Raw genomic sequence first — 22,386 nt, 5'->3', positions numbered from 1 at the left:
CCCCTGACCGCCAGTTTCAGCACTCTATCAGAGCAGCGACCACCGCTCGCCCGGCGCGGCCCGAAATCCGTACAGCTCTTCCCCGTCGACGACGAGCAGCCGGTCTCCGACCGCGAACAGCGCCTCGACGCGGACGCCATCCGGGAGGGGGGCGCTCCAGCGGTCGCCCCCGTCCGCGCCGACCGCGACGATCACCGGCCGGGTCTCCCGGCTCCCCTCTCGCACCGCCTCCCGGCCGACCGCGTAGATCCCCCGCTCGTCGGCGGCGAACGGGCGCGAGGCGGGCAGACCGTCGCGCTCCCACGCGATCTCGCCGGCCGCGACGTCGAGCGCCCGGGCCGTCTCGCCGCGGCGGAGGTAGACGCAGGCTCCCGCGGCGTCGTCGCTTCCGCCACCCTCGACGAGCGGCGGCCGCTCCCGCGGTGTCGGGACGTCCAGCGCGAACCGTCGGTCGAGGCTGCGGTCGAACCCCCGCACCGAGTCTCCCGACGTGTTTCCGACTACCACGGTGTCGTCGACGACGACGAGCCAGTCGGCGCCGCTCGAAAGCTGTCGGATGACGCGTCGCTCCCCGGTCGGATCGAAGCGGGCGAGAACGGCGTCGGCGTCGGATCCGCTCGCCGCGTCGAGTCCGGTGACGACGACCCAGACGTCCTCGCCGTCGACCGCGACGCGGTCGGGAGCGACGGCCCCCGGACCCAATTCGGTCACGCCGGGCCACGCCGCCGCGAGGTCGAAGGCCCGGTCGCCCGTCTCCGCGTCGAGGACGACCGTGTCATCCGGAAGGACGGCGGCCACCACCCGGTCGCTGGCGCGGACGGCGTCGACGCTCGCGGAGGGACCGTCGTCCGTCGCACCGTCGTTGCTCTCAGTCGAGCCATCGCTCCCGGACGACTCGTCGGCAGTTGCGGCGCCGATGTCGACCTGCCAGCGGATCGGGTCGGGCTCGTCCGTACCGCTCCCGCCATCGTCGACCCCCGGGTCGTCAAGGTCGAACGCGGCCGTCTCGCGATCGATGGCGGTCACGCGGTCGCCCTCGACCGGCACGACGACCGCCCCCTCGGTGACGGCCGGGGGACCTGCGGCCTGCCGCTCGGTCTCGGCCTCAAGCCGCGTCTCGCCGGTCGGATCGAGCGCGGTGACTCCCGCGTTCTCGTAGTCGCGCCACGCGTCGTCCTCGAAGTCGTACGTCCGGCCGGACCGGTTCCGCACGACGAACAGCCGGTCGCCGACCGGTCGGAACCAGCGGTCGCCCGGCCCGAAGAGGCCGCCGCCGCCGAGCGACGACTCCCACGCGAGATCGCCGCCGCCCGGACGGTAGCCGCAGCCGGCGAGCGCGCCCGCGAGGCCGACGCCGGTCGCCGCGAGAACGCGTCGCCGGGAGGGCCCTGTTGGCGCGTCACGCTCCGTCACTCCGTCTCACCCGCGAGTTCGCGAAGTCGCCGGACCCGCTCGCGGGTCGGCGGGTGCGTCTCCGGGAACACGTCGGTGCTCACCAGCTCCTTGTCGCCGAACGCGCGGCTCTCCAAGGGCGCGACGTACAGCGCCTCGGCGCCGCCGTCGAACGCGCGGAGGTCGCGCTCGGGCACTTCGGGCATCGTCTCGTCGAGCGTCTCCAGCGCGCTCGCGAGCGCCGCCGGCGACCCCGTGATCTCGGCGGCCGCCTGGTCGGCCGCGTACTCGCGGTACCGCGAGAGCACCCGGTGGATGAGGACGCTCCCAGCCCAGAACATCGCCGAGACGGTGAGCGTGAGGACCGCGCTCGCCGTGATCACGACGATCCCGACCGCGAGCGCTCGGCCGTCGCGGTTGCCCCCCGACCCACCGCCGCCGAAGCTGAGGAACCGGAACAGCCCGTAGAGGACGTAGAAGGCGAGCACGGCGAGGTAGTAGGTGACGGTCGGGAGCACCCACGCGACGGTCATCAGGCTGGCGTCGCGGTTGGCGAGGTGCGCGACCTCGTGGGCGAGCACGGCGTCGCGCTCGGCGTCGTCCAGCGTCTCCAACAGCGCGGTCGTGACGACGACGGTGCCGTTGCCCGGTGTCCCGACCGCGAAGGCGTTCGGCAGCTCCGTGTGCGCGACCGCCACGTCGGGCTTCGGGACGTCGGCCTGCGCGGCCACCCGCGTGACGGCGGCGTGCAGCTCCGGGTACTCGTCGGCCGACACTCGCCGCCCGCCGACGGAGCGGAGGACGGTCCGGGAGCCGTATCGGTACTGGACCGCGAGCCCGACGAGGACGACGACGGCGAGCAGGATCGGGTCGACGTACACCTCCCCGGTGTAGGGGCGCTTGTTCGCCCACTCCAAGAGAGGGAGCCCGACGGTGTTTATCAGGAAGACGAACGCGTACACGAACGCGAACGGGAGCGCGACCACCAGTCCGGTCGCGATCGCCATCCGGAGGCGGAGCCGCTGGTCTCGGTCGAGCCGGTTCGACGGGGCGAGCGCGCGGAGGGGACGGAGGAGGTCGGCGATGGAGGGCGACATCGTATGCGACGGCCGCGTAGGACTGCCGCCGGCTTAAATCTGCTCGGTCGGCGTCGAACACCGCATACAGAGCACGTCGGTGCCGGCCCAGTTGACGTCGGTCGACCCGCAGCTCGGACACCGGTGCGTCTCGTTGCCGTACTCGGTCGTGCCCCGCGGCGCCGCGAGGTGGCCGTCCGCGACCGCCTTGTCAACGAGGCCGGCGAAGCGCTGCTTTTTGAACCGGGCGCGGTGCGCGAGGAAGTCGCCCGCCCTGGCGGGGTCCGACCCGTGGAGGTCCTCCCACTGGATCGCGATCTCGCCGTTCGCCTGCCCGCGAGCGACCTGTTTGATCGTCGCGGCCGCGGCGCCGAACAGGGGCGTCGTCGCGAGCGCCTGCGGCGAGTCGATCGCGTCGGCGGCGGCCGCGTACCGCGCCGCGGCGTCGTCGTACGCCGCCTCGGCGCCGTCGAGTCCGCCGGCGACCCGGAAGTCGGCGACGAACTCCGCGAGGCAGGCGCCCTGTCCGGGCGCGTCGAGGACGCGCTGGAAGTCGCGCGTCGCAGCGATCCCCTCGACCGCGCGCTGGGTGGCGCGGCCGTCGACGCCGGCGACGCGGTACGCGACGGTCGCCGCGAGCAGCTGTTGGAGCCCCTGCCCGATCCATCCCTTCTCGTCGGGCGCGAACGGATCGAGGCCCTCGCGCGGGTCGGCGAGCACCCGGCGCCCGCCACGGGTGTAGCGGTTCCCGGCCGTCTCGTACTCGCGGGCCGCGAGCGCGTCGACCGCGGCGTCGTGGTGGCCCCCGTCTTGCGTGTTCATACCGATTGAAAGGGAGCGAACGGATTATCGGTGACGGTCACCGAGGCGCCGCGCGCGGCGCGGTCGGCCTCACAGCGACGGGGCGTCCCGGCCGATCGACTCGTAGAACGCGACCGAGTAGGTCGCGTAGAACGCGGCGAACGCGCTCGTCAGTAAGAGGTAGCCGACGCCGGCGACGACGAGGACCGGCAGGGTCGGCTCGATCGACGCGAGATCTGCAAATGGCGTTCCGGACATCCCCGTGGGCTGGGGATTGAGGAGCAGGGAGGCGGCCGCGGCCAGCGTCCCGAGGACGACGCTCCCGACGAGGAGGATCAGCGAGTACCCGACGACGCTCAGGAGGTTCGACCGGACGAGCCCGACGCTGCGCCGGAACCCGTCGACGAGGTCGGTATCATCAAGGACGATCGCGTGGGCGTAAAACTGGACGGCGAAGGTGACGAGGAGGTACGCGAGCAGGAATCCGCCCCCCACGATCGCGAGGAGCGCGAGCAGCGTCGGGTCGATTCCGACCCCCGGTGCCTCCGCGGGCATCGACGCCGCGCCGCCGACGATGACGATCAGACCGCCCATGAACGCGACGAAGCCGAAGACGAGGTTGATCGCGAGCAGGACGAAGTAGCCGAGCAGCAGCGACACGTAGTTCGCCTTCCCCTCCGCGACCAGCGTCCCGAGGCCGGTCCGGCCCGCGATCGCCTCGCTCGCCATCCCGAGCAGCCCGCCCTGGAAGAACGGCAGCGCGAGAACGAACACGCCGAACGTGGCGAGCGAGACGACCGCCGTCAGGATCGGCTGTGTCGGCGGCACGAAGAAGTTCGGGACCTGTGCGAGCCCGTACAGCGCCGTGACGAGCAGGAGGATCGGGTTGCGAACGATGCCACCGACTGCCGGACGGAGAGCGTGGAGGGCCGCCATAGGCGCATATTCCGCCACCGATATATAAATTAGACTGTATGTCGCCCGGGAGTCGTCAATTGTCGCGGAGGGCGGGAGGCGTCGCCGGCGCTACCAGGTGAGCCCCTCGTACGTCAGGCCGTCGCGCCGCTCGACGATCCGGCGGCCGTCGATCACGACGGGCTCGGCCATGGCGTCGAAGGCGTCGTCGAGCGCCGCGAACTCGTCCCAGTCGGTGACGACGAGCGCGGCGGTCGCGCCCGCCAGCGCGGCGGCGGCGGAGTCGGCGTAGTCGACGTCGGGGAAGCGCTCGCGCATGTTGTCCGTCGCGACCGGGTCGTAGCCCACGACGTCGGCGCCGCGCGCCTGCAGTCCCTCGATGGCCGGGATCGCCCGCGAGTTCCGGACGTCGTCGGTGCCGGGTTTAAAAGCGAGTCCGAGCACGGCGACGCGCTCGCCCGCGACGTCGACGTGCGAATCGAGGAGTTCGAGCATGCGCTCCGGCTGGCCGTCGTTCACCGCGACCGCGGCGTCGAGCAGGGCGGGTTCGTAGCCGGCCTCGCGGGCCGCCGCCCTAATTGCATCCACATCTTTGGGAAAACAACTCCCGCCCCACCCCACCCCCGAGCGCAGGAATTTCGCCCCGATCCGGTCGTCGAGCCCGACCGCGTCCATCACCTCGTAGGCGTCGATGTCGAACCGCTTGCAGATGTTCCCGAGGTCGTTCGCCAGCGAGATCTTCGACGCGAGGAAGGCGTTGTTCGCGTACTTGATCATCACCGCGGTCTCGGGGCCGGTCCGGATGACCGGGACGGCGCCGTCGGTCGCGGCGACCAGCGGCTCGTAGAGCGTCTCCAACCGCTCGGTGGCCCAGTCGGAGTCGGTGCCGAAGACGAGCTTGTCCGGGTGTTGGAAGTCGTCGACGGCGGTGCCCTCGCGGAGGAACTCGGGATTGGTCGCGAGCTCGACGCGGTCGGCGGCGTCGCCGGCGCCGGCGCGGAGCGCCTCGCGGACCTCGCGGACGCCCGGCGGCGTGATCGTGCTCTTGACGACGACGAGGTGGCGGTCGTCGCCTCCCGCCCCCGCCAGCGCCTCGCCCGTCATCTCAGCGGCCGCCGTGAGTGGACCGAGGTCGATGCTGCCGTCCTCGCGGGAGGGGGTGCCGATCGCGAGGAACGTCACGTCGGCGTCGGGGACGCCGTCGTACTCGGTCGTCGCGCGGAGCCGGTCGCCCGCGTGTTCGGCCAGCAGGTCGTCGAGGCCCGGCTCGTGGATCGCCGCGCGGCCGTCGTTGAGCGCGGCGACGACGTCCGGGTCGATGTCGATCGCGGTGACGTCGTGGCCCGCGTCCGCGAGGCAGGCCGCGAGGGTCGTTCCGACGTATCCGCTGCCGACGACGGTGACTCGCATATCGGACCGAGCGACCGCCGTCACAAAGAGCGTTGCGCGTTTCCCCCGTCGGTGCGTTCGCCGCGGGAGCAGTGAACGGACGCGCCGGTCCCGCACGACTCTTCCCGACGCGACTCCGAGAGGCCGGTATGTCAGAGGTCGACCGAGCCGCGAACGCCGCGAATGACACGAACGCACGCGGGCCGGTCGCGCGAATCGGGTGGGCGCTCGCCTTCGTCCTCCTCGCGGTTCCGATGGCGGTCATTCCGGCCGGCGGTGAGCTCACGGTCGTGAGCCTCTGGGGATTCCTCAACACGGCGCCGTCCGGCTCGAGCCTCGGCGGGTATCCGGTCTGGGCGTACTTCCTCGACCAGTCGCGGCCGTTCGCGGCGCTTCCCGCGTCGATCCGCGCGTGGCCGCTCGCGATCGGGTTCCATCTCCTCGCGGCGGCGAGCGCGGCGGCCGGCGTCGCGTTCGGTCGCGAGGACCGCCGCGTCACGGGCGGACTGCTCGTGTTAGCGGCGGCCGCGAGCCTGTGGGTCGCCGTCGGGCTCGCGACCCGGTTCGGGGTCGGAGCCACGTCCGGCCCCTTCACCGTGCTCCCGGTCGGCGCGATCGCGACGATCGCGGTCGCCGTCGCCGCGTACGGGAGCGACCTTCGGAACGTCGTCGTGCAGTAACCCAGCCTCGCCGCTCCGAGCCGGCGACCGCAACGCCGCGAGATTCCACCCGTGCATCGCCCGTCTTTATCAACGCAGCCCCGGAAGCACGCGCCATGACCACGCTGCCGACCGTCGTGGCCGTCACCGGGATCGCGGGGCTCGCGACGGGACTCGGCGCGCTGCCGGTGTTCGTCCGGGCGCGGGTGACCCACCGCGCCTACGACGCCGCGCTCGGGCTCGCCGCCGGGCTGATGGTCGCCGCCAGCGTCTTCGGGCTGATCCTCCCCGGGATGGAGGCGGGGACGCTCGCGGCGGTGACGACGGGCGTGCTCGTCGGGGGCGCCGCGCTGCTCGGCGGGAACTACGCGATCCCGCACCTCCACGCGCAGTACCGCGAGTGGCTCCCCGAGGGCGGCGCGACCAGCGACGACGTGGCGGCGATGCCGACGGGCGACGAGCGGCGCGGGATGACCGCCGACGACCCGCCGGGGGCGGCCACGGACGCGGCGGGCGGGGGCGAGTCCACGGCGACGGCCGGCGAAACGACGGCGACGACGGTCGAAGCCGACGAGACCGCCCGCGAGGTGACCCTCCGCAAGGCGCTGTTGATCGGCGGGGCGATCACCCTCCACAACGCGCCGGAGGGGCTGGCGATCGGCGTCGCCTTCGCGTCGGGGTTCGAGGAGGTGGCGCTGCTGCTCGCGGTCGTCATCGGCCTCCAGAACGTTCCCGACGGATTCGCGTTCGCGGTGCCGATGGCGGACACCGGGATGTCGAACCTCCGGGTGCTGTGGTACACAACCCTCTCGGGGCTGATCCCGCAGGTCGTCGCGGCCGTCTTCGGCTTCTCGCTTGTCGGGCTCGCCGCCGGGCTGTTCCCCGTCTCCGCCGGGTTCGCCGCGGGCGCGATGCTCGCGGTCGTCTTCCGGGAGCTGATCCCCTCCTCGCACGGCCACGGCCACGCCGACGCCGCGACCGGGGCGTTCCTCCTCGGATTCGTCCTGCTTGTCGTCGTCGACGCGGTCGTCGTGGTGTGAGCCGCACTCGGCGATAGACATTACCGGGTCGCCCGCGTCAGGCCGGCGTATGCTGGGCGGGATGGCCGGCGGACTCAGCGTCGAGGTGACCAGCGCGCTCATCGGCGGCGGCGCGGGCGTGCTCGCGTACGGAGTCCTGAACTGGAACGAGCGGCGGATCCGCCGCGATCGGTTCCGCCGGTCGCTGATCTTCGAGATCCGACACGTCGGGGCAGCGATCGAGCGACTGGAGCGGGCGCTCCCCGATTCCGAAGCGGCCGACCCCGAAACGGCGGCCGACCCCGAAACGGCGGCCGACCTCGACGTCGATCTCGACGACCTCCGCTCGCGGCTGTCGACGGACCTGCTCGACGCCGAGTTCCGGTCGATCGGGAAGCTGACGACCGTCGAGATACGCCACGTCTACCGGTTCCACGAGGCCGCCCGCGTGATCGCCCGGCGGGCCGAAACGGGCGCGCTCGATCCGGGCGATTCGACGCTCCGGGAGCAGATCGCCGTCGCGCTCGAGACGCGCGACGACGCGCTCGACAGCATCAGACGCAGCCGGCTCTCCCGGCTGACGGAGTGGTACAAAGACGTCGAGGCGAGGCGCTGATGACGAGCGCCACGTCGCGGCCGCTGACGCGCGCGGTCACCGCCCTCGGCGCGACGCTCGGGCTCCTCCTCCAATACGCGCCGCCGTTTCGCTGGGCGATGGGGCCGCGGTCGCGGTGGTGGGAGCCGCTGCGCGCGCGGATCTCGCGGCTCGCCGGCGCCGTCTTCGACGACCGGGCGGGGCCGCGGCCCGTCACCGAGGCCGAGTACGCCGGCACGGTTCGCCGGTCGCTCGACGAGACCGAGGCGCTGCTGTGGGCCCGCGGGTTCCGGCGGAACCCCCTCTCGCGGCTCAAGACCCGAGACGGTGACCCGGAGGTCGGCTCGTGGGTCTTCCGCGCGGTCCCGCTCGCGGAGCGACAGCTCCATCTCATCCTGTTTCCGGTCGAGTCGGCCGACGGGGGTCCCGGCGCCGGCGCGGTCGACGTCTACGCGCACGCGGAGCCGTCGAGCGTCAACCCGCTCGTGGCCGCGGCCCACTTCGACGCGACCGGACAGAACGTCGCCGAGGGCGTCGAGCAGGCGCGCGACCGTCTCCCGCTGGAGGTCGTCCGCGAGACGCCCGATCCCCCGGACGGGCCGTGGTCATCGCGAGAGTGACGGGAGCCCACGCCGCGGCCGGAGTCCACGTCTCTGCCTCCGGACCCCATACCGCGGCGGACGAGCGCGCGGCGTCCGTCCCTCGCGCACACACGACCGCGAAACGCTTTCGACGGCCCGACGCGTGACTCAAGCCATGTCGACCACGACCGTGTCAACGCCCGACGCCGACGAGGCGTGCGCCTACTGCGGCTCGCGGATCTTCGAGCACGACCCGATCTGCGTGCGCGACTGCGAGGCGGACTGCGGCTCGCCCGGGTACTTTTGTAACTACGCCTGCCTCGCGGCGCACGTCGACGAGGAGGACCTCACCGCGGGGAACGCCTGCGAGTGGTCGCCGGGGGAGTAGCCCGGTCACCGAACGCCCAAGTAGCCTGCGGTCGCCCTCGCGATCGCCTCGGTCGTTTCGTCGGTCAGTTGTCCCTCCTCACCGCGGATATCCGCGTGTCGAATCGTCACGACGGTCCACGGGTTGACGTACGTCTCGCGTGGGAGTCCACCGGCGACAAAATCGCTCTCCGTGAGCGGGATTGCGGCTGACCGACGCGTCGTCGTCGCGGCAACGTAGACGGCCTCCTCGTCCGCGAACGGATGCGTGTCGTCGCTGAGCCGGACGTACGGCCGGAACTCGTTGTCCGCGAACAGATCCGGTCCCTTGACTACCGCGCCGCGTTCGTCGGTCACGCCTCGTCCTCGCCATAGTAGTCGTCCGTCGTCGACGCCGAGCTCGCCGCCTGTTGCGCGGCGAAGGATGCGAGCCGATCGTCCTCGGCGATCGCCCAGTACCGCCCGCGATGGCGGACGAGCCCGCGGTCCTCGAGCCGAGACAGGACTGCGCCGACGCTGCCGCGCTTGATCCCCGTTCGCTCGTGGAGTTCGGTCTGCGTGAACGCCTGATCGTCGTGGTCGGCGAGGAACGCGAGGATGCGATACGGTTGCGTTCCGGGAGCGACGTCGAGCGCCGCCTCCGGCTCGTCGTCGAACGCGTCGATACCGATCGGCATGTGTCATAAGATGTAATACTCTGTAATAAATATGACGACGGATTCACGGCTACACGAGTATGAGGAACTCGACATCGTCAGAAAAGACGCTCCTCAAAGAATCGAGCGTCCGTTACTCGTTCCGCGGACTGCTCGGATGGTAGTCGGTATCGTACTCGCCCGGGTTATCGTCCACGCGGTCGGGGTTGATCCGGCCGGCGAGCAGCATGAAGTCGAGGACGGTGCAGTACAGCATCGCCTCGACGACGGGGACCGCCCGCGGCGGGAGCACGGGGTCGTGGCGGCCGACGACCTGGATCTCCTTCTCCTCGCCCGTCTCCCAGTCGGCGGAGCGCTGCTTCTTGGGGATCGAGGTGGGCGCGTGCCACGTCGCCTCGCCGTAGATCGGCTCCCCGGTCGTGATCCCGCCCTGGAGCCCGCCGTGGTCGTTGCCGACGGGGACCGGGTCGCCCTCCTCGCTCTCGACGTGGTCGAACGACTCGCCGTCGTCGAACGTCCAGTCCTCGTTGCGGTCGCTGCCGGCGACGCCGACGGCGTCGTTGCCGAGCCCGAACTCGACGCCGGTCGTCGCCGGGATGGAGAACATCGCCTGCCCGAGCCGGGACGGGAAGCCGTCGAACCGCGGCGCGCCGAGCCCGCGCGGGACGCCGCGGCACTCGAAGTAGATGGAGCCGCCGATGGAGTCGCCCTCCTCCTGGTACTGTTCGATCAGCTCCTGCATCTCGGCGGCCGCCTCGGGGTCGGCACAGCGCACGTCGTTCTCCTCGCTGTTCGCGAGGAGCTGCTCGAAGCTCACCTTGTCGGCCTCGACGTCGCCGATCCGGTTGACGTGCGCTTTGATCTCCACGTCGTACTCGGAGGCGTCGAGGATCTGCTCGGCGACCGCGCCGGCCGCGACCCAGTTCACCGTCTCGCGCGCGGAGGAGCGCCCGCCGCCGCCCCAGTTGCGCGTGCCGAACTTCGCGGAGTAGGTGTAGTCGCCGTGCGAGGGGCGCGGCGCCGTGACGTACGGCTCGTACTTCCCCGAGCGCGCGTCCTTGTTCTGGATCACCATGCCGATCGGCGTCCCGGTGGTGTAGCCGTCCTGGACGCCGGAGTTGACGACGACCTCGTCGGGTTCGCCCCGGGAGGTGGTGATCATCGACTGGCCCGGCTTGCGCCGGTCGAGCTGCGCCTGGATCGCCTCCTCGTCGAGCTCGACCCCCGCGGGCACGCCCGAGACCGTCACGCCCATCGCGTCGCCGTGGCTCTCGCCGTACGTCGTCACCTGGAAGAGCCGACCGAACCGGTTCCCGTTCATACCCGACCGTACGGCCGAGGGCATATAGGGGTTGCAATCCGCGCAACCGACCGGGCGGACGGGCGGCCGCGGCCCCACGGTCGAACTCGCGTCGATCCCGCCCCCTCGCCGCGACCGACGGGCGTTTATAAGTTGATCCCGTTGGTGGGGGCGTGCGCGAACGTCTCACCTCCGACCTGGGCGTGTACGCCCTCTCGGGCCTGTTCTCGCTGGTCGTCTTCGCCGTGGCGCTCGGGATCCTCTCGCGGACGCTGCCGGGGGGGCTCGGCTCTCGCCAGCTCGTCGGGCTCGTGGTCGGCTACCTGCTGTTCATCGGCGCGTACACCAGCGCGTGGTTCATCTACAGCGAGATCGACAGCCGCGAGGAGATCTGAGCGCGCGGCGACCGAGCGACCGGTCGACCCCCGCGGTGCCGCCTGCCGAACGGTTTTCACGCCGCCCCGCGACGGGCCGGTATGACCTGGGACACCATCACGCTCGATGTCGACACCGAGAGCGACGTGGCGACGCTCACCGTCGACCGCCCGGAGCAGCTCAACGCGCTCACCGTAGACACCCTCGAAGCGATCGAGGAGGCGCTCGCCGAGGCCGAAGCGGCGGGCGCCCGCGCGCTGGTGGTGGCCGGCGCGGGCGACGAGGCGTTCGTCGCGGGCGCGGACATCTCGTACATGGTCGAGCTGTCGACGCCGGAGGCGCAGGCGTACGCCGAGCTCGGCCACCGCGTCGCCGACGCGATCGAGTCGTTCCCGGCGCCGACGGTCGCCGCGATCGACGGCTACGCGTTCGGTGGCGGGTGCGAGCTGGCGCTCGCGTGTGACCTCCGGGTGGCCGCCGAGAGCGCCGTCCTCGGCCAGACCGAGATCGACCTCGGCATCATTCCGGGATGGGGCGGCACCCAGCGGCTCGCGCGGCTCGTCGGCGACGAGACGGCGAAGCGACTCGTCTTCCTCGGCGAGCGGATCGACGCGACCGAGGCGGCCGAGGTCGGCTTCGTCGGCGAGGTCGTCGCCGACGACGCGTTCGACGACCGGATCGACGAGCTGGCCGGCGAGCTGGCCGCGAAGCCGGCGTTCGCGACCCGCGCCGCGAAGGAGGCGCTCAACGCGGTCCACGACGGCACCCAGCGAGGCGGGCTCGCCTTGGAGCGCCGGGCGTGGTCCGGCCTGTTCGGCACCCACGACCAGCGCGAGGGAATGCGGGCGTTCTTAGAGAAGCGCGAGCCGGAGTTCGAGTAGACCCGAGTTCGGGGGACAGACTGGATGGGAATTTGTGCGATGGCGCGCCTCCGAGCGGTCGCCGTCGGCGACCGCGAGGTGCCCGCGAGGGACGCGGTGAGCGCTCGAAGAGCGCGAACCGCGAGGCTGGGGAGGTGTGAGGCTGCGGTGCCGTGCGGTCGGGTGTGGGACTCAAAGGGGCAGCCGGGAGGCGGGCGCAGGCGACGAAAGCACTGCAGGGAGCGAGCACCGCGAGCGACTGAAGCGCGCAGCGAGCGTGCGCCCGCCTCGCGGCTGGGGCTTTGGAGGTGGTCACCGCAGAGTCGTTGATTACGTGTAGCCGAGCGGCTGGGGCGTTGGAGGGGTTCTCCGTCGATCCGCAGTCGACTAGTTATAAATGAGCGGCAGGCGGTTCGGCGGTCGGCACACCCGACCACCCCTCGCTTCGAGACGAGTCGCGACAGCACACGGGCCCGACCGCTGCGTGGTATCGGCCCGCATCGAGCGACGTAACCGCCACGCTTTATTAATCCGCCCGAGTACCGGCGACATGGACCAGTTGCGGCAGTCGCTCCTCGACGCGCCGATCATCGAGAAAGGCGAGTACCAGTACTTCGTCCACCCGATCAGCGACGGCGTCCCGATGCTCGAACCGGAGCTGCTCCGGGAGATCGTCATCCGGATCATCCGGAAGGCGGAGCTGGAGAACGTCGACAAGATCGTCACCCCCGCGGCGATGGGGATCCACATCTCCACCGCGCTCTCGCTGATGACCGACATCCCCCTCGTGGTCATCCGCAAGCGCCAGTACGGCCTCGACGGCGAGGTCCCGCTGTTCCAAGAGACCGGCTACTCCGAGTCGGAGATGTACATCAACGACGTCGAGGAGGGCGACCGCGTGCTCGTGCTCGACGACGTGCTCTCGACGGGCGGCACGATGAAGGCAATCTTAGACGCGCTGACGAACGAGGTCGGCGCCGATGTCGTCGACGTCGTCGCCGTGATCAAGAAGGCCGGCGACAACGAGCTCGACGGGACCGACTACAACGTGAAGACGCTGATCAACGTCACCGTCGAGGACGGCGAGGTCGTGATCGTCGACGCGCAGGGCGACGAGTAGGGACCTGTTCGGGTTTAGCTACTCCGTCACTTGAGTTCCGTTGACCTCTCTATCAACGGATCTAACAGACCTGCTGCATACAGCGGGTAGACGCATCAAAGCGGTACCGGGAGACCGAGGCGGTACCGGCACGAAACGCAGATCAGGGAACAGACGCCCTACCAAAGGGGGGGTCTGGGTGCGAAGTGGAAGAACTAACGTTACTCGACAGCGTCAACACCGACAAATGGGGTACGAGTACACCGGCGACGTCCACGAAGAACTCGTCGAGTCCTATCGAGCAGACGAATCGTCTCTCCCGAAGGACGCCTCGCGGGGCTATCCGCCCCGCGATTCGCTGCGCGATGAACCACCGCTCCTCAAACAGCTCCTGTTTCCCAGATGCTGGAACGCGACGGAACTGTTGGACGACCCCGACGAAACCCGTGCCCGGCTGACCGAACTCGGCAGCTGCATACACACAGGTATCACGGCCTATTCGAGCCGTGACGCAGACGATTTGACCCCGATCGTCGACAGGACGCTCGACCGGCTGCCGGCGATTCGACGGGCCCTCGAAAAGGACGTCGAGGCCGCGTACAAGGGCGATCCCGCAGCGAAGAGCAAGTGTGAGATCATCCGGTCGTATCCAGGTTTTCACGCGATCATGACCCACAGGGTGGCGCACAGCCTCTATGCGGAGGACAGCTTCGAGTACGCCCGCGAACTCGCCGAGTACTCGAAGGTCGAGACGGGCATCGACATCCATCCAGGTGCGGAGATTGGTGAGTATTTCTTCATCGATCACGGGACCGGGGTCGTCATCGGCGAGACGGCGACAGTCGGCGACTGGGTCCGGATCTACCAGAACGTCACTCTCGGCGCACTCCACTTCGAGGAGGAAGAGGGTGCAGACCACATGCTGGCGAAGGATTATAAGCGTCATCCCGATATCGGCGATCACGTCGTCATCGGTGCCGGGAGCAACATACTCGGGACGGTAGAAATCGGCGACCACGTGAGCATCGGTGCGAACGCCTGGGTGACCGACGACGTCCCGGACGACACGAGCGTGTTCATTTCGGATCACCCCGATCAGGAGCAGAAATCGAACAGGTAGTGGCTTCGGAGTTCACGGACTGTACTCGACACAGCTCAGTTACGAAACGACGTCTCTGCAACGGCGGTCTCGTAGCGACCGTCTTGCAAGATACGTGCTGTGTATTCGGCACAGCTGCTGACACCTGTTATTAGCGACGGATTTCGACAAAGCCGTCTCGTCAACGAACGGGCACCGATCCGACGGCTCCCTCGGAGACGCGCGCCACCGGCCTGAAACGTCGACTGATAAACCCCGCGTCCGCCCGGCGTCGCTGCCGGGCGCGGGCGCCTTTTATGTCGCGGTCGTGAAGAGGGGCGTACACATGAGTAGCGCGTTATTCGTCGTGAGCGAGGAAGGGTACTGGGCCGAGGAGTGCATCGAACCGCTGACGACGCTCGAAGCGGAAGGCGTCGACGTGACGATCGCGACGCCGTCGGGCTCGCCGCCGGTCGTCGACGAGCGGTCGCTGGACCCGGAGGCGGCGGGCGGCGAGGAGCGCGTCGCGGAGTTCCGCGAGATCGACGAGGAGCACCCGAAGCTCAACGATCCGGAGCCGATCGCGACCGTCGACGCCGACGGCTACGACGCGGTCGTCTTCCCCGGCGGCCACGGCACCGTCTGGGACGTGAACCAGGACCGGCACGCGCGCCAGCTGCTGCTGGACGCGGTCGCGGGCGACGACGGCGTCGCGCTCGTCGTCTGCCACGCGGTCGGCATCCTGGCGTTCACCCGCGAGGCCGACGGGACGCCCCTCGTCGAGGGCCGCTCCGTCACGGGCTTCCCGAACGAGTGGGAGGACGGCATCGTCGACGACGAGGACGTGATGCCGGACGGCCGGAAGCTCCCGTACTGGGTGGAAGACGAGGTCGTCCTCGCCGGCGCCGACTGGGACGCCGAGCTCGACGCCGACACCAGCGTCACGGTCGACGGCGACCTGATCACCGCCCGCGGCCCGGGCTCTTCGGCCGACGCCGCGGCCACGCTGCTGGACGAGCTGTAGGCGGTTTTAAATAGGGTCGCGGGCGCTCACCGGATCACGAACGCCGGCTCCCCGATCCGCTCGCTTTTGCACTCCGGACACCGCGACGGCTCGTTGACGGGGTCGTCGAAGCCGTCGAAGCCGCAGTCGCGGCACTCGGGCGGCGCGACGAGGAACTCCTCGTCGGCGGCGGCGTCGGCGACCGACCGCGAGACGTGCTCCAGGTGCTCGTACACGACCGGCGTCGGCAGCGACAGCGACTCGCCGAGGTCGCTCGCGGTCGCCGGGCCCTCGCGGAGCGTCTCGGCGATCCGCTTGCGCGTCGTCTCCATGGCTGGCGTTCGCGGGCGGCGAATAAAACGGCGACGGCGCGGCGACGCCGTGACGATTCCGACGCCCGGTCCCGCGCCCGCGGCCTCACGCCTCGGCTCGCGGCGCCAACACCACCAGCGCGACGCTGTCCTCGCGCGCGGTCGGCTCGACGGCCGACTCCCCCTCGAACCGGAGGATCTCCCCGGCCTCGACCGGGTGGGAGTCGCCGTCGAGCGCGACGTCGACGGCGCCCTCCAGCACGTGGAACAGCACTGTTCGATCGGGGTGCTCGTGCTCGGGCACGCGCTCGCCCGCCGCCAGCGACAGCCGGATCGTCTTCGGCTCCTTCCCGGGGAAGGCGTCCGCGTGCGGCTCGCCGTCGAGGTCGGCGACCCGAGCCCGGTCGGCCGGCGCGGAGTCGTCGTTCGCCGCGTCGCCGCTGGGGTCGTCGTCGACGGAGTCGTCGCCGCCGGACTCGTCGCCGCCGGACTCGTCGCCCGCGGCCTTCGGGAGTTCGGCGATGAACTGGGACGGTCCCTCCCGCGTCACGGCGTAGCCGTCCGCGTCGAACGCGGGCAGCTCGGCGGCCATCTCGTGGTAGAGCGGTTTCGGGTCGTGGTCGTTGACGATCGTCAGCGTCTCGCCCGGCGCCAGCTCCGCGAAGGCGTCGTGGATCCGCCCGTGTCGCTCGCTCGGCGGGAGCTCTCGCACGTCGAGTTCGGTCATCGTGGGTGCCGTTGCGCCCGGAACCCTCATGTGCGGTGTCGCGAACATGTTCGGGGCGCGGACCGCGCACGTCCCCGACGATCCCCGTGACGTGGTGGAGCCCGGGCGTGTCAGCGAGCATGCCCTCGCGGCGGGGGCGCATCCCAAACCAATATCGGTCGGGTGGAGCTGGGCGGGGTCGGATTGGACCGAGACGGGCGGGACCGAGCCGAGGCGCTTAGGAGAGCCACAGCAGCCGGACGTTGCTCGCGGTGAGGTAGGTGCCGACGAGCGTCAGGAGGACAGGCGGGAAGTAGTAGAGGAGCGCGTCGCCGTCGCGGGCGCCCGAGACGCTGATCCACAACATCACGAGGTAGACGGCGATCTTCAGGAGGACGAGCCCGGAGAGCCCGAAGGAGTCGAGCGCGAGCGCGACGACCGGGTTCGCCTCGTCGATCGTCGGGACGTACTCCAGAAAGGCGACCGTCGAGACGATGTCCCCGACGCCGTACGTCGCCGTCGCGGCGATCCACAGCCAGTAGAACTCCTGGGGCCGGCGGCTGTACGCCGGGCGGCGTCGCCGTCGATCGCGGGACCGGGACACGTCCCGACGTGTCCGGCGGCCGACCTGAATCTGTCGGTCGGGCGTCGGCGATCGGGTGTCGACGGTCGGCAGTCGGTGATCGGCCGTCGACGATCGGCCGTCGGTCCCCGCCGCGGAACGCGGGCGCGCCGCTTCCGGATCGTTCAATGTCGGTCGGCCGGAGGGATCCCCATGGGCACGCCACTAGAGCCGCGTGAGGAACAGGTCGCGGAGGTCCTCGACCGGCTGTACGAGGAGTATCCGGACTCGACGATCTCGCTGAACTACTCGAACCGGTTGGAGCTGCTCATCGCCGTGATCCTCTCGGCGCAGTGCACCGACGAGCGCGTGAACGCGGTGTGTGCCGACCTCTTCGAGACGTACGAGACGCCCGAGGAGTACGCGAACGCGCCCCAAGAGGAGCTCGCCGAGGCGATCAACTCCATCACCTACTACAACAACAAGGCGAAGTACATCCGGTCGGCGTGCGCGGACATCGCCGAGGAACACGACGGCGAGGTGCCGGACACGATGTCCGAGCTGACGGAGCTGGCGGGCGTCGGTCGCAAGACCGCCAACGTCGTCCTCCAGCACGGCCACGACGTCGTCGAGGGGATCGTCGTCGACACCCACGTCCAGCGGCTCACCCGCCGGCTCGGAATCACGGAGGAGGAGCGCCCAGAGGCGATCGAGCAGGACCTCCTCGACGTCGTTCCCGAAGCGGACTGGCAGCAGTTCACGCACCTCATGATCGACCACGGGCGCGCCACGTGTACCGCGATCAACCCGGACTGCGCCGACTGCGCGCTCGCGGACATCTGTCCCTCCGAGAAGGGCGACGGCGGCGTCGACCTCGCGAGCGGCGAGGCGTGGTAACGGGTTCGCGCGACCGACGGGAGCGATGAGCGAGTGTCGCACGCGTGTTTAAACACCCCTTCGAACGGGGGTCCTCCCCGAATGCTTCCACGCGAGAGGGAACTCGCTTCGTAGTTTATCTTCCATACCGACGTACTCGCAAGTGAGGAGAGACACTATGTCAACCAAAACCACAAACGAGTTCGGCGGGGAGATCGGCGGCGTCACGCTCCTGGGGAAGGCGCACTCGCTGTCGGCGCTGTTCATCGTCATGCTCCGGGCGACGATCGGGGGGATGATCGTGTTTGCCGGGCTCGGGAAAGTGACCGGCGAGCCGTTCGACGCCAGCGGGTACCTCGTCCACGCGCCCGACGCGGCGAGTCCGGTCAGCGGGCTGTACGCCGCGATGGGCTCGACGCCGTGGTTCGTCGAGTTCGCGAACGTGTTCGTGCCCGCGACGCAGCTGCTCATCGGGACGGCGCTCATCCTGGGCGCGTTCGTCCGCCTGGCCGCGCTCGGCGGCGCGATGCAGATGCTGCTGTTCTACCTCGGCGGGTGGAGCGGCGACGCGCTCGCGCTGTTCGACTCGACGCTGGTGTACGCGGTCGTGTTCCTCACGGTCGCGGCGTTCGGCGCGGGTCGCGTCCTCGGGCTGGACGCCTACATCGAGCGGATCGAGGTCGGCGGCGAGGCGCTGACCGAGAAGTTCCCGGCGCTCCGCTACGTCCTCGGGTGAACGAGGACGGCGCGGCGCGGGGTGCATCGGTCAGGTGAGCGCGTACTGCCGGCTCGATTTCCGCCGGTTCGGTTCCTCGGTCCGTCTCATCGCCGAGCGTCGGTGCGGGGGCGCGAAATGAATCCGATGACGCCCGCGGCGCTGATCCGACAAACCGGACCGACAGCGTATCGCAGGGCGCCCTCCCAGGGGAACGCCCCCTCACACGGAACGACTCGCGTCGGCCGGGAGCAACGGCAGTGGCGTCGTTCAGTCGCGAGCGCCCGCACCGAGATGTTCCAGAAGGAGTGCGGCGACGCGGTCGGGATACTCGTGTGGCACCCAGTGAGTCGCGTCCGGGAATCGCTCTAAGCGCCCGTCCGAACAGTATTGGACGCTTTCCTCGGCCATCCGCGGAATCAGAGCTTGGTCGTTCTCGCCCCAGACAACGAGCGTGGGAGCGTCGACCCGTTCGCGGGGCGGCTCTCTCTGCCGTCGAAACAGGGCGCGGTACCAGTCGATCATCGAGCCGACGGCGTCCTCGCGGCCCCAAGCCAGTCGGTAGCGTTCGAAGTCCTGTTCGTCGAACGTCCCCGCCCGCGAGCCGCCCTCCATCGCGTTCACGAAGAAGGCGAACCGGTTCCGGCTGGTTACCCACTCAGGGAGCAGCGGCAACTGAAAGAAGAACATGTACCAGCTGTTCCGCAGCTGAGCGAAGTCGGAGGTGAGCGTCCGCTGGAAGACGGTCGGGTGTGGGACGTTGACGATACCGAGCCGGTCGACGACTTCGGGATGGCGCAGCGCCAGGTCCCAAGCCACGGCCGCCCCCCAGTCGTGTCCCACGACGTGGGCGCTCTCGCGGCCCGCCGTCTCGATGAGGCCGACGACATCGGCCGAGAGCGTGTCGACGCTGTACGCGTCGAACCCGTCGGGTTTCTCGCTCCGGTTGTAGCCGCGCTGGTCCGGGACGACGACGCGGTAGCCGGCCTCCACGAGCGGGTCTAGGAATTCGCGCCACTCGTACCAGAACTCGGGGAACCCGTGTAGCAGGACGACCAGCGGATCGTCGGGGTCGCCGGCGCTGACAGCGTGGAGTTCGACGCCGTTGACCTCCCGGTACGTGCGTTCGACGCCGGGAACGTCGGGAAGCGGCGCCGACGCCCTGTCCGAGCCGCTCATGGCGTCACCGTCCGCCAGACGGTGCCCGGCCGGAGCAGATCAGTGGGCGCGACTTCCATCCCGACGACGCGGTAGAAGGCCTCCGAGAGATGCGGGTCGGTGTGGGCCTGACGGACCAGCCGCGAGAGGTAGGTGTCGAACATCGAAGCGCCCGGCGGCGTCGGTCCGGTGGTCTCCTCGAATGCGGCGTCGGACCCGACGGCCATCTGCCACGCGATGTCGACGACGTCCGCCGTCCGCTCGGCGAACCGTTCGCCGATGGGTCTGCCGCCGCTCGCGGCGAGCGTTTCGTGGAGCGTTAACGCCTCTAAGGCGGCGACTGACATCCCCTGGCCGTAGATCGGGTTGAAGCTCGCGACCGCGTCGCCCACGACGACCAGGCCGCCGGGGAACCGGTCCAGCTCCTCGTAGCGAACTCGCCGGTTCGACGGGAAGGGATACCGTTCGACGCCGGCGGACACCACCTCGTGCGAGGCGAGGATCGCTTCGATCTCCTCGATGGGGAGCTCCCGGGCGTACGGGAGGAACTCCTCGACGGTGGCGGGCGGGTCCGTCTCGTGCATCCCACCGAGGGTCACAACCCACTCGCCGCCTTCGACAGGGAAGGCAGCGCCCCCGCGGGTTCTGGGCGCCGACTGGGGGACGAACGGCATCCGGCGGTCCCCCTCCGGACGGTCGACCCGAACGGTGCTGTAGACCATGTCGATCTCGACCTCTTCGACCGGGGGCTCACCGTAGCCGTTCTCGGCCAGCCAGGCCGGCGTTCGACTGGTCCGACCCGTCGCGTCGACGACCAGATCCGCATCCAGCGTCTCGAATCCGTCGTCGCCCCTGACACGGACCCCGTCGATCCGGTCGCCGGCGGCGTCGGTCCGGTAGGCCGCGAACTGCGTCTCGTCCCGGACCGTCGCCCCGTCCAAGTCGGCGAGGCGCCGGCGGACGACCGTCTCCAGGAGGGGCCTGCTCGCGCAGTACATCTCCATCCGCGTCGCCGGCGGAGTGAGGTAGCCGCCTTCGTCGTAGTGGCGCAGTTCTTGGCCCACGTCGATGATCAGCGCCCCGGCGTCGACGAGGTCCTCCCCGTATCCCGGGAAGAGGTCGCTGATGGTCGAACGGCCGGCCTCCAGAAGCACGTGTACGTGTTTCCCCTGAGGAACGCCGGCCCTCGTCTCGGGAGCCGTCGGCAGGGCATCTCGTTCGACGACCGTGACCCGCTCGTAGGCGTCGTCGAGGACGCGGGCGGCCAGCAGCCCGGCCATGCTCGCTCCCAAGACCACTGCTCGTTCGCCCTTGGTCGATACCCGCTCTCCGTCGTATCTGAGGGTCTCGTCCAGCGTCATAGCTCGATCGTCGGATGGTCCAGCTCTCCGGTGGGCGGCCCAATCTTGGTAACAGCTAACGCTTCTGTAGGATAATAAAGTCAACCCATAGAGACGATCGCCGGGGCGGCGAACGATCCGACGCCGGTCTCGGACGGTCCGAGGAGCGGCCGCGATCGTACCGCGGTACGAGCCGCGCTCCGTCACGACTCTAACTGTCGTCGCTGCCGCTGACGCGGGAGGAAGCTCCGAGCTCCGGCCGCGAGAACTCGCACGGGGCGCTCGCGTTCTGACGGGCGCTCGGAGGCGTGTGCCGGCGGCGTCGATGCTCGCCCGCCGGTGTTCGCACAGTCGAACGTCACGACGCCGTCGGCCGGAATTCACACGCTCGCTGTCGACACCGGCGCTGCGTTTCGGGTTCCAATTCATATAAGAACGCGGGGGCGGAACGGAGGGGTAATGGATCTCGGTTCGCGGGACGCGTTCGCCAGCATGGGGACGCTCGGCATCGAGGAGGAGTTCTACATCGTGGATGCCGACGGTCGCCCGACGTCCGGAACCGACGACCTCGTCTACGGCCGCGACCCGCCGAGCGAGGTGCCCGAGGGGTTCGACCACGAGCTGTTCCAGTGCACCATCGAGGCCCAGACGGAGCGCATCGAGGACCCCGCCGACGCCGAGGCCGCCCTGTCGACGGTGCGGGAGGCGCTCGTCGACCACGCCGCCGCGGACGGCTATCGGATCGCCGCCGCAGGGCTCCACCCGGCGGCGAAGTGGCGGGAGCTGGACCACGTCGAGAAGCCGCGGTACACGGCGCAGCTCGACCGGATACAGTACCCGCAACACCGCAACACCACGGCCGGCCTCCACGTCCACGTCGGCGTCGACGACGCGGACAAGGCCGTGTGGATCGCCAATCGCCTCCGCTGGCACTGTCCCGTGCTGCTCGCCCTGTCCGCGAACTCGCCGTTCTGGAACGGCTTCGACACCGGGCTCGCGTCGGCCCGCGCGAAGGTCTTCGAGAACCTCCCGAACACCGGGATCCCCTCGGCGTTCGACGACTTCGACGCCTTCCAGCGCTACGAGCGCCGCATGGTCGAACAGGGCTCCATCGCCGACCGCGGCGAGCTCTGGTTCGACGTCCGCCCGCACACCGGCCACGGCACGGTCGAGGTGCGCGCCCCCGACGCCCAGCGCGACCCCGCGGTGACCCTCGCGCTGGTCGAGTACGTCCACGCGCTCGTGCTCGACTACGCCGAGCGCTACGCGGACGGCGAGTCCGCGCCGGCGCTCCGCCGCGAGCTCTTAGACGAGAACAAGTGGCGCGCGATCCGTCACGGCCACGACGCCTCGTTCGTCGCCCGGAGCGGCGAGGAGACGGTCGCGCTCGGCGAGGTCGTCGACCGCGAGTGCGACCGCCTCGGCGTCTCGGGGATCCGCGACGTGTACGACGCCGAGAGCGGCGCGGAGCGCCAGCGACGGCTCCGCGAGGAGTCCGGCCTCGACGCGCTGTGCGAGGACCTGACCCTGTCGCCGTGAGGAACTGATCGACGA

The 22,386-nt window shown here is 70.1% G+C and carries 26 protein-coding genes; 13 read left to right on the top strand and 13 right to left on the bottom strand.

Annotation, left to right across the window (positions count from 1 at the left end; genetic code table 11):
* Window positions 1–27: 27 nt before the first annotated feature.
* From B4V06_RS05470 to aglM, 5 genes are all read right to left on the bottom strand, one after another.
* Window positions 28–1,413 carry an outer membrane protein assembly factor BamB family protein gene (locus tag B4V06_RS05470; protein ID WP_498168121.1) on the bottom strand — a complete coding sequence of 462 codons (1,386 nt, stop codon included), beginning with the start codon at window positions 1,411–1,413 and terminating at the stop codon, window positions 28–30.
* On the bottom strand, window positions 1,410–2,489 hold the full coding sequence (locus B4V06_RS05465) for a M48 family metalloprotease (RefSeq protein ID WP_498168118.1): 1,080 nt from the start codon (window positions 2,487–2,489) through the stop codon (window positions 1,410–1,412). Before B4V06_RS05465 ends, B4V06_RS05470 begins: the two co-directional genes overlap by 4 nt.
* Window positions 2,490–2,522: 33 nt before the next feature.
* Entirely contained in the window at window positions 2,523–3,290 is a 768-nt protein-coding gene (locus B4V06_RS05460; protein WP_498168115.1) for a hypothetical protein, read from the bottom strand.
* A gap of 69 nt (window positions 3,291–3,359) precedes the next feature.
* A complete protein-coding gene (locus B4V06_RS05455) occupies window positions 3,360–4,205 on the bottom strand; it encodes a DUF7847 domain-containing protein (protein WP_123114497.1) in 846 nt (281 codons plus the stop codon).
* 90 nt (window positions 4,206–4,295) lie between these two features.
* On the bottom strand, window positions 4,296–5,594 hold the full coding sequence (gene aglM, locus B4V06_RS05450) for a UDP-glucose 6-dehydrogenase AglM (RefSeq protein ID WP_123114496.1): 1,299 nt from the start codon (window positions 5,592–5,594) through the stop codon (window positions 4,296–4,298).
* 128 nt (window positions 5,595–5,722) lie between these two features.
* Here aglM and B4V06_RS05445 point away from each other — a divergent pair, with 128 nt between their 5' ends.
* From B4V06_RS05445 to B4V06_RS05425, 5 genes are all read left to right on the top strand, one after another.
* Window positions 5,723–6,253, top strand: coding sequence for a TIGR04206 family protein (locus tag B4V06_RS05445; protein WP_123114495.1), 531 nt, complete (start codon window positions 5,723–5,725; stop codon window positions 6,251–6,253).
* 95 nt (window positions 6,254–6,348) lie between these two features.
* Window positions 6,349–7,272, top strand: coding sequence for a ZIP family metal transporter (locus B4V06_RS05440; protein WP_123114494.1), 924 nt, complete (start codon window positions 6,349–6,351; stop codon window positions 7,270–7,272).
* Between the two features lie 49 nt (window positions 7,273–7,321).
* Complete coding sequence (locus B4V06_RS05435; protein ID WP_123114493.1) at window positions 7,322–7,867, top strand: hypothetical protein; 546 nt, start codon at window positions 7,322–7,324, stop codon at window positions 7,865–7,867.
* Window positions 7,867–8,466, top strand: a complete 600-nt coding sequence (locus B4V06_RS05430; protein ID WP_123114492.1) for a hypothetical protein — start codon at window positions 7,867–7,869, stop codon at window positions 8,464–8,466. Before B4V06_RS05435 ends, B4V06_RS05430 begins: the two co-directional genes overlap by 1 nt.
* A 136-nt stretch (window positions 8,467–8,602) precedes the next feature.
* Window positions 8,603–8,815 carry a hypothetical protein gene (locus B4V06_RS05425; RefSeq protein ID WP_123114491.1) on the top strand — a complete coding sequence of 71 codons (213 nt, stop codon included), beginning with the start codon at window positions 8,603–8,605 and terminating at the stop codon, window positions 8,813–8,815.
* Between the two features lie 5 nt (window positions 8,816–8,820).
* On the opposite strand, the gene B4V06_RS05420 is transcribed toward B4V06_RS05425, so the two are convergent.
* The 3 genes from B4V06_RS05420 to aroC all read right to left on the bottom strand — a co-directional run bounded on the left by B4V06_RS05420 (window position 8,821) and on the right by aroC (window position 10,770).
* Window positions 8,821–9,150 carry a hypothetical protein gene (locus B4V06_RS05420; RefSeq protein WP_123114490.1) on the bottom strand — a complete coding sequence of 110 codons (330 nt, stop codon included), beginning with the start codon at window positions 9,148–9,150 and terminating at the stop codon, window positions 8,821–8,823.
* A complete protein-coding gene (locus B4V06_RS05415) occupies window positions 9,147–9,470 on the bottom strand; it encodes a MarR family transcriptional regulator (protein WP_123114489.1) in 324 nt (107 codons plus the stop codon). Before B4V06_RS05415 ends, B4V06_RS05420 begins: the two co-directional genes overlap by 4 nt.
* 112 nt (window positions 9,471–9,582) lie before the next feature.
* Entirely contained in the window at window positions 9,583–10,770 is a 1,188-nt protein-coding gene (gene aroC, locus B4V06_RS05410; protein WP_123114488.1) for a chorismate synthase, read from the bottom strand.
* A gap of 152 nt (window positions 10,771–10,922) precedes the next feature.
* On the opposite strand from aroC, the gene B4V06_RS05405 reads away from it, so the two are divergent.
* From B4V06_RS05405 to B4V06_RS05385, 5 genes are all read left to right on the top strand, one after another.
* A complete protein-coding gene (locus tag B4V06_RS05405; protein WP_123114487.1) occupies window positions 10,923–11,144 on the top strand; it encodes a hypothetical protein in 222 nt (73 codons plus the stop codon).
* An 81-nt stretch (window positions 11,145–11,225) separates the two neighbouring features.
* Entirely contained in the window at window positions 11,226–12,005 is a 780-nt protein-coding gene (locus B4V06_RS05400) for an enoyl-CoA hydratase/isomerase family protein (protein WP_123114486.1), read from the top strand.
* Window positions 12,006–12,534: 529 nt separating this feature from the next.
* Entirely contained in the window at window positions 12,535–13,104 is a 570-nt protein-coding gene (gene hpt, locus B4V06_RS05395) for a hypoxanthine/guanine phosphoribosyltransferase (RefSeq protein WP_498168106.1), read from the top strand.
* A gap of 226 nt (window positions 13,105–13,330) precedes the next feature.
* Window positions 13,331–14,203, top strand: coding sequence for a serine O-acetyltransferase EpsC (epsC, locus tag B4V06_RS05390; RefSeq protein WP_123114484.1), 873 nt, complete (start codon window positions 13,331–13,333; stop codon window positions 14,201–14,203).
* Window positions 14,204–14,507: 304 nt separating this feature from the next.
* Window positions 14,508–15,185 (top strand): type 1 glutamine amidotransferase domain-containing protein, encoded by a 678-nt coding sequence (locus tag B4V06_RS05385; RefSeq protein ID WP_498168103.1) that lies wholly within the window; start codon window positions 14,508–14,510, stop codon window positions 15,183–15,185.
* Window positions 15,186–15,211: 26 nt separating this feature from the next.
* Here B4V06_RS05385 and B4V06_RS05380 read toward each other — a convergent pair whose 3' ends face one another.
* The 3 genes from B4V06_RS05380 to B4V06_RS05370 all read right to left on the bottom strand — a co-directional run bounded on the left by B4V06_RS05380 (window position 15,212) and on the right by B4V06_RS05370 (window position 16,785).
* Complete coding sequence (locus B4V06_RS05380; protein ID WP_498168101.1) at window positions 15,212–15,496, bottom strand: transcriptional regulator; 285 nt, start codon at window positions 15,494–15,496, stop codon at window positions 15,212–15,214.
* A gap of 85 nt (window positions 15,497–15,581) precedes the next feature.
* Complete coding sequence (locus tag B4V06_RS05375; RefSeq protein ID WP_498168098.1) at window positions 15,582–16,202, bottom strand: DUF2249 domain-containing protein; 621 nt, start codon at window positions 16,200–16,202, stop codon at window positions 15,582–15,584.
* A 217-nt stretch (window positions 16,203–16,419) separates the two neighbouring features.
* Entirely contained in the window at window positions 16,420–16,785 is a 366-nt protein-coding gene (locus B4V06_RS05370; RefSeq protein WP_123114480.1) for a DUF5658 family protein, read from the bottom strand.
* 171 nt (window positions 16,786–16,956) lie between these two features.
* On the opposite strand from B4V06_RS05370, the gene nth reads away from it, so the two are divergent.
* Window positions 16,957–17,640 carry an endonuclease III gene (gene nth / locus B4V06_RS05365; protein ID WP_498168096.1) on the top strand — a complete coding sequence of 228 codons (684 nt, stop codon included), beginning with the start codon at window positions 16,957–16,959 and terminating at the stop codon, window positions 17,638–17,640.
* A gap of 157 nt (window positions 17,641–17,797) precedes the next feature.
* Window positions 17,798–18,355: a DoxX family protein gene (locus B4V06_RS05360; protein ID WP_498168093.1), complete on the top strand. Its 558-nt coding sequence runs from the start codon at window positions 17,798–17,800 to the stop codon at window positions 18,353–18,355.
* 249 nt (window positions 18,356–18,604) lie between these two features.
* On the opposite strand, the gene B4V06_RS05355 is transcribed toward B4V06_RS05360, so the two are convergent.
* Both B4V06_RS05355 and B4V06_RS05350 read right to left on the bottom strand, forming a co-directional pair.
* Window positions 18,605–19,513, bottom strand: a complete 909-nt coding sequence (locus B4V06_RS05355; RefSeq protein ID WP_123114477.1) for an alpha/beta fold hydrolase — start codon at window positions 19,511–19,513, stop codon at window positions 18,605–18,607.
* Complete coding sequence (locus tag B4V06_RS05350) at window positions 19,510–20,853, bottom strand: FAD-dependent oxidoreductase (protein ID WP_498168089.1); 1,344 nt, start codon at window positions 20,851–20,853, stop codon at window positions 19,510–19,512. Before B4V06_RS05350 ends, B4V06_RS05355 begins: the two co-directional genes overlap by 4 nt.
* A gap of 438 nt (window positions 20,854–21,291) precedes the next feature.
* Between B4V06_RS05350 and B4V06_RS05345 the strand changes: the two genes are divergently transcribed.
* Window positions 21,292–22,371, top strand: a complete 1,080-nt coding sequence (locus B4V06_RS05345) for a glutamate--cysteine ligase (protein ID WP_498168086.1) — start codon at window positions 21,292–21,294, stop codon at window positions 22,369–22,371.
* Window positions 22,372–22,386 lie beyond the last annotated feature (15 nt).

This window comes from Halorubrum sp. B53, from assembly GCF_059752395.1.
This window is presented reverse-complemented; position numbering and strand designations above follow the sequence as displayed.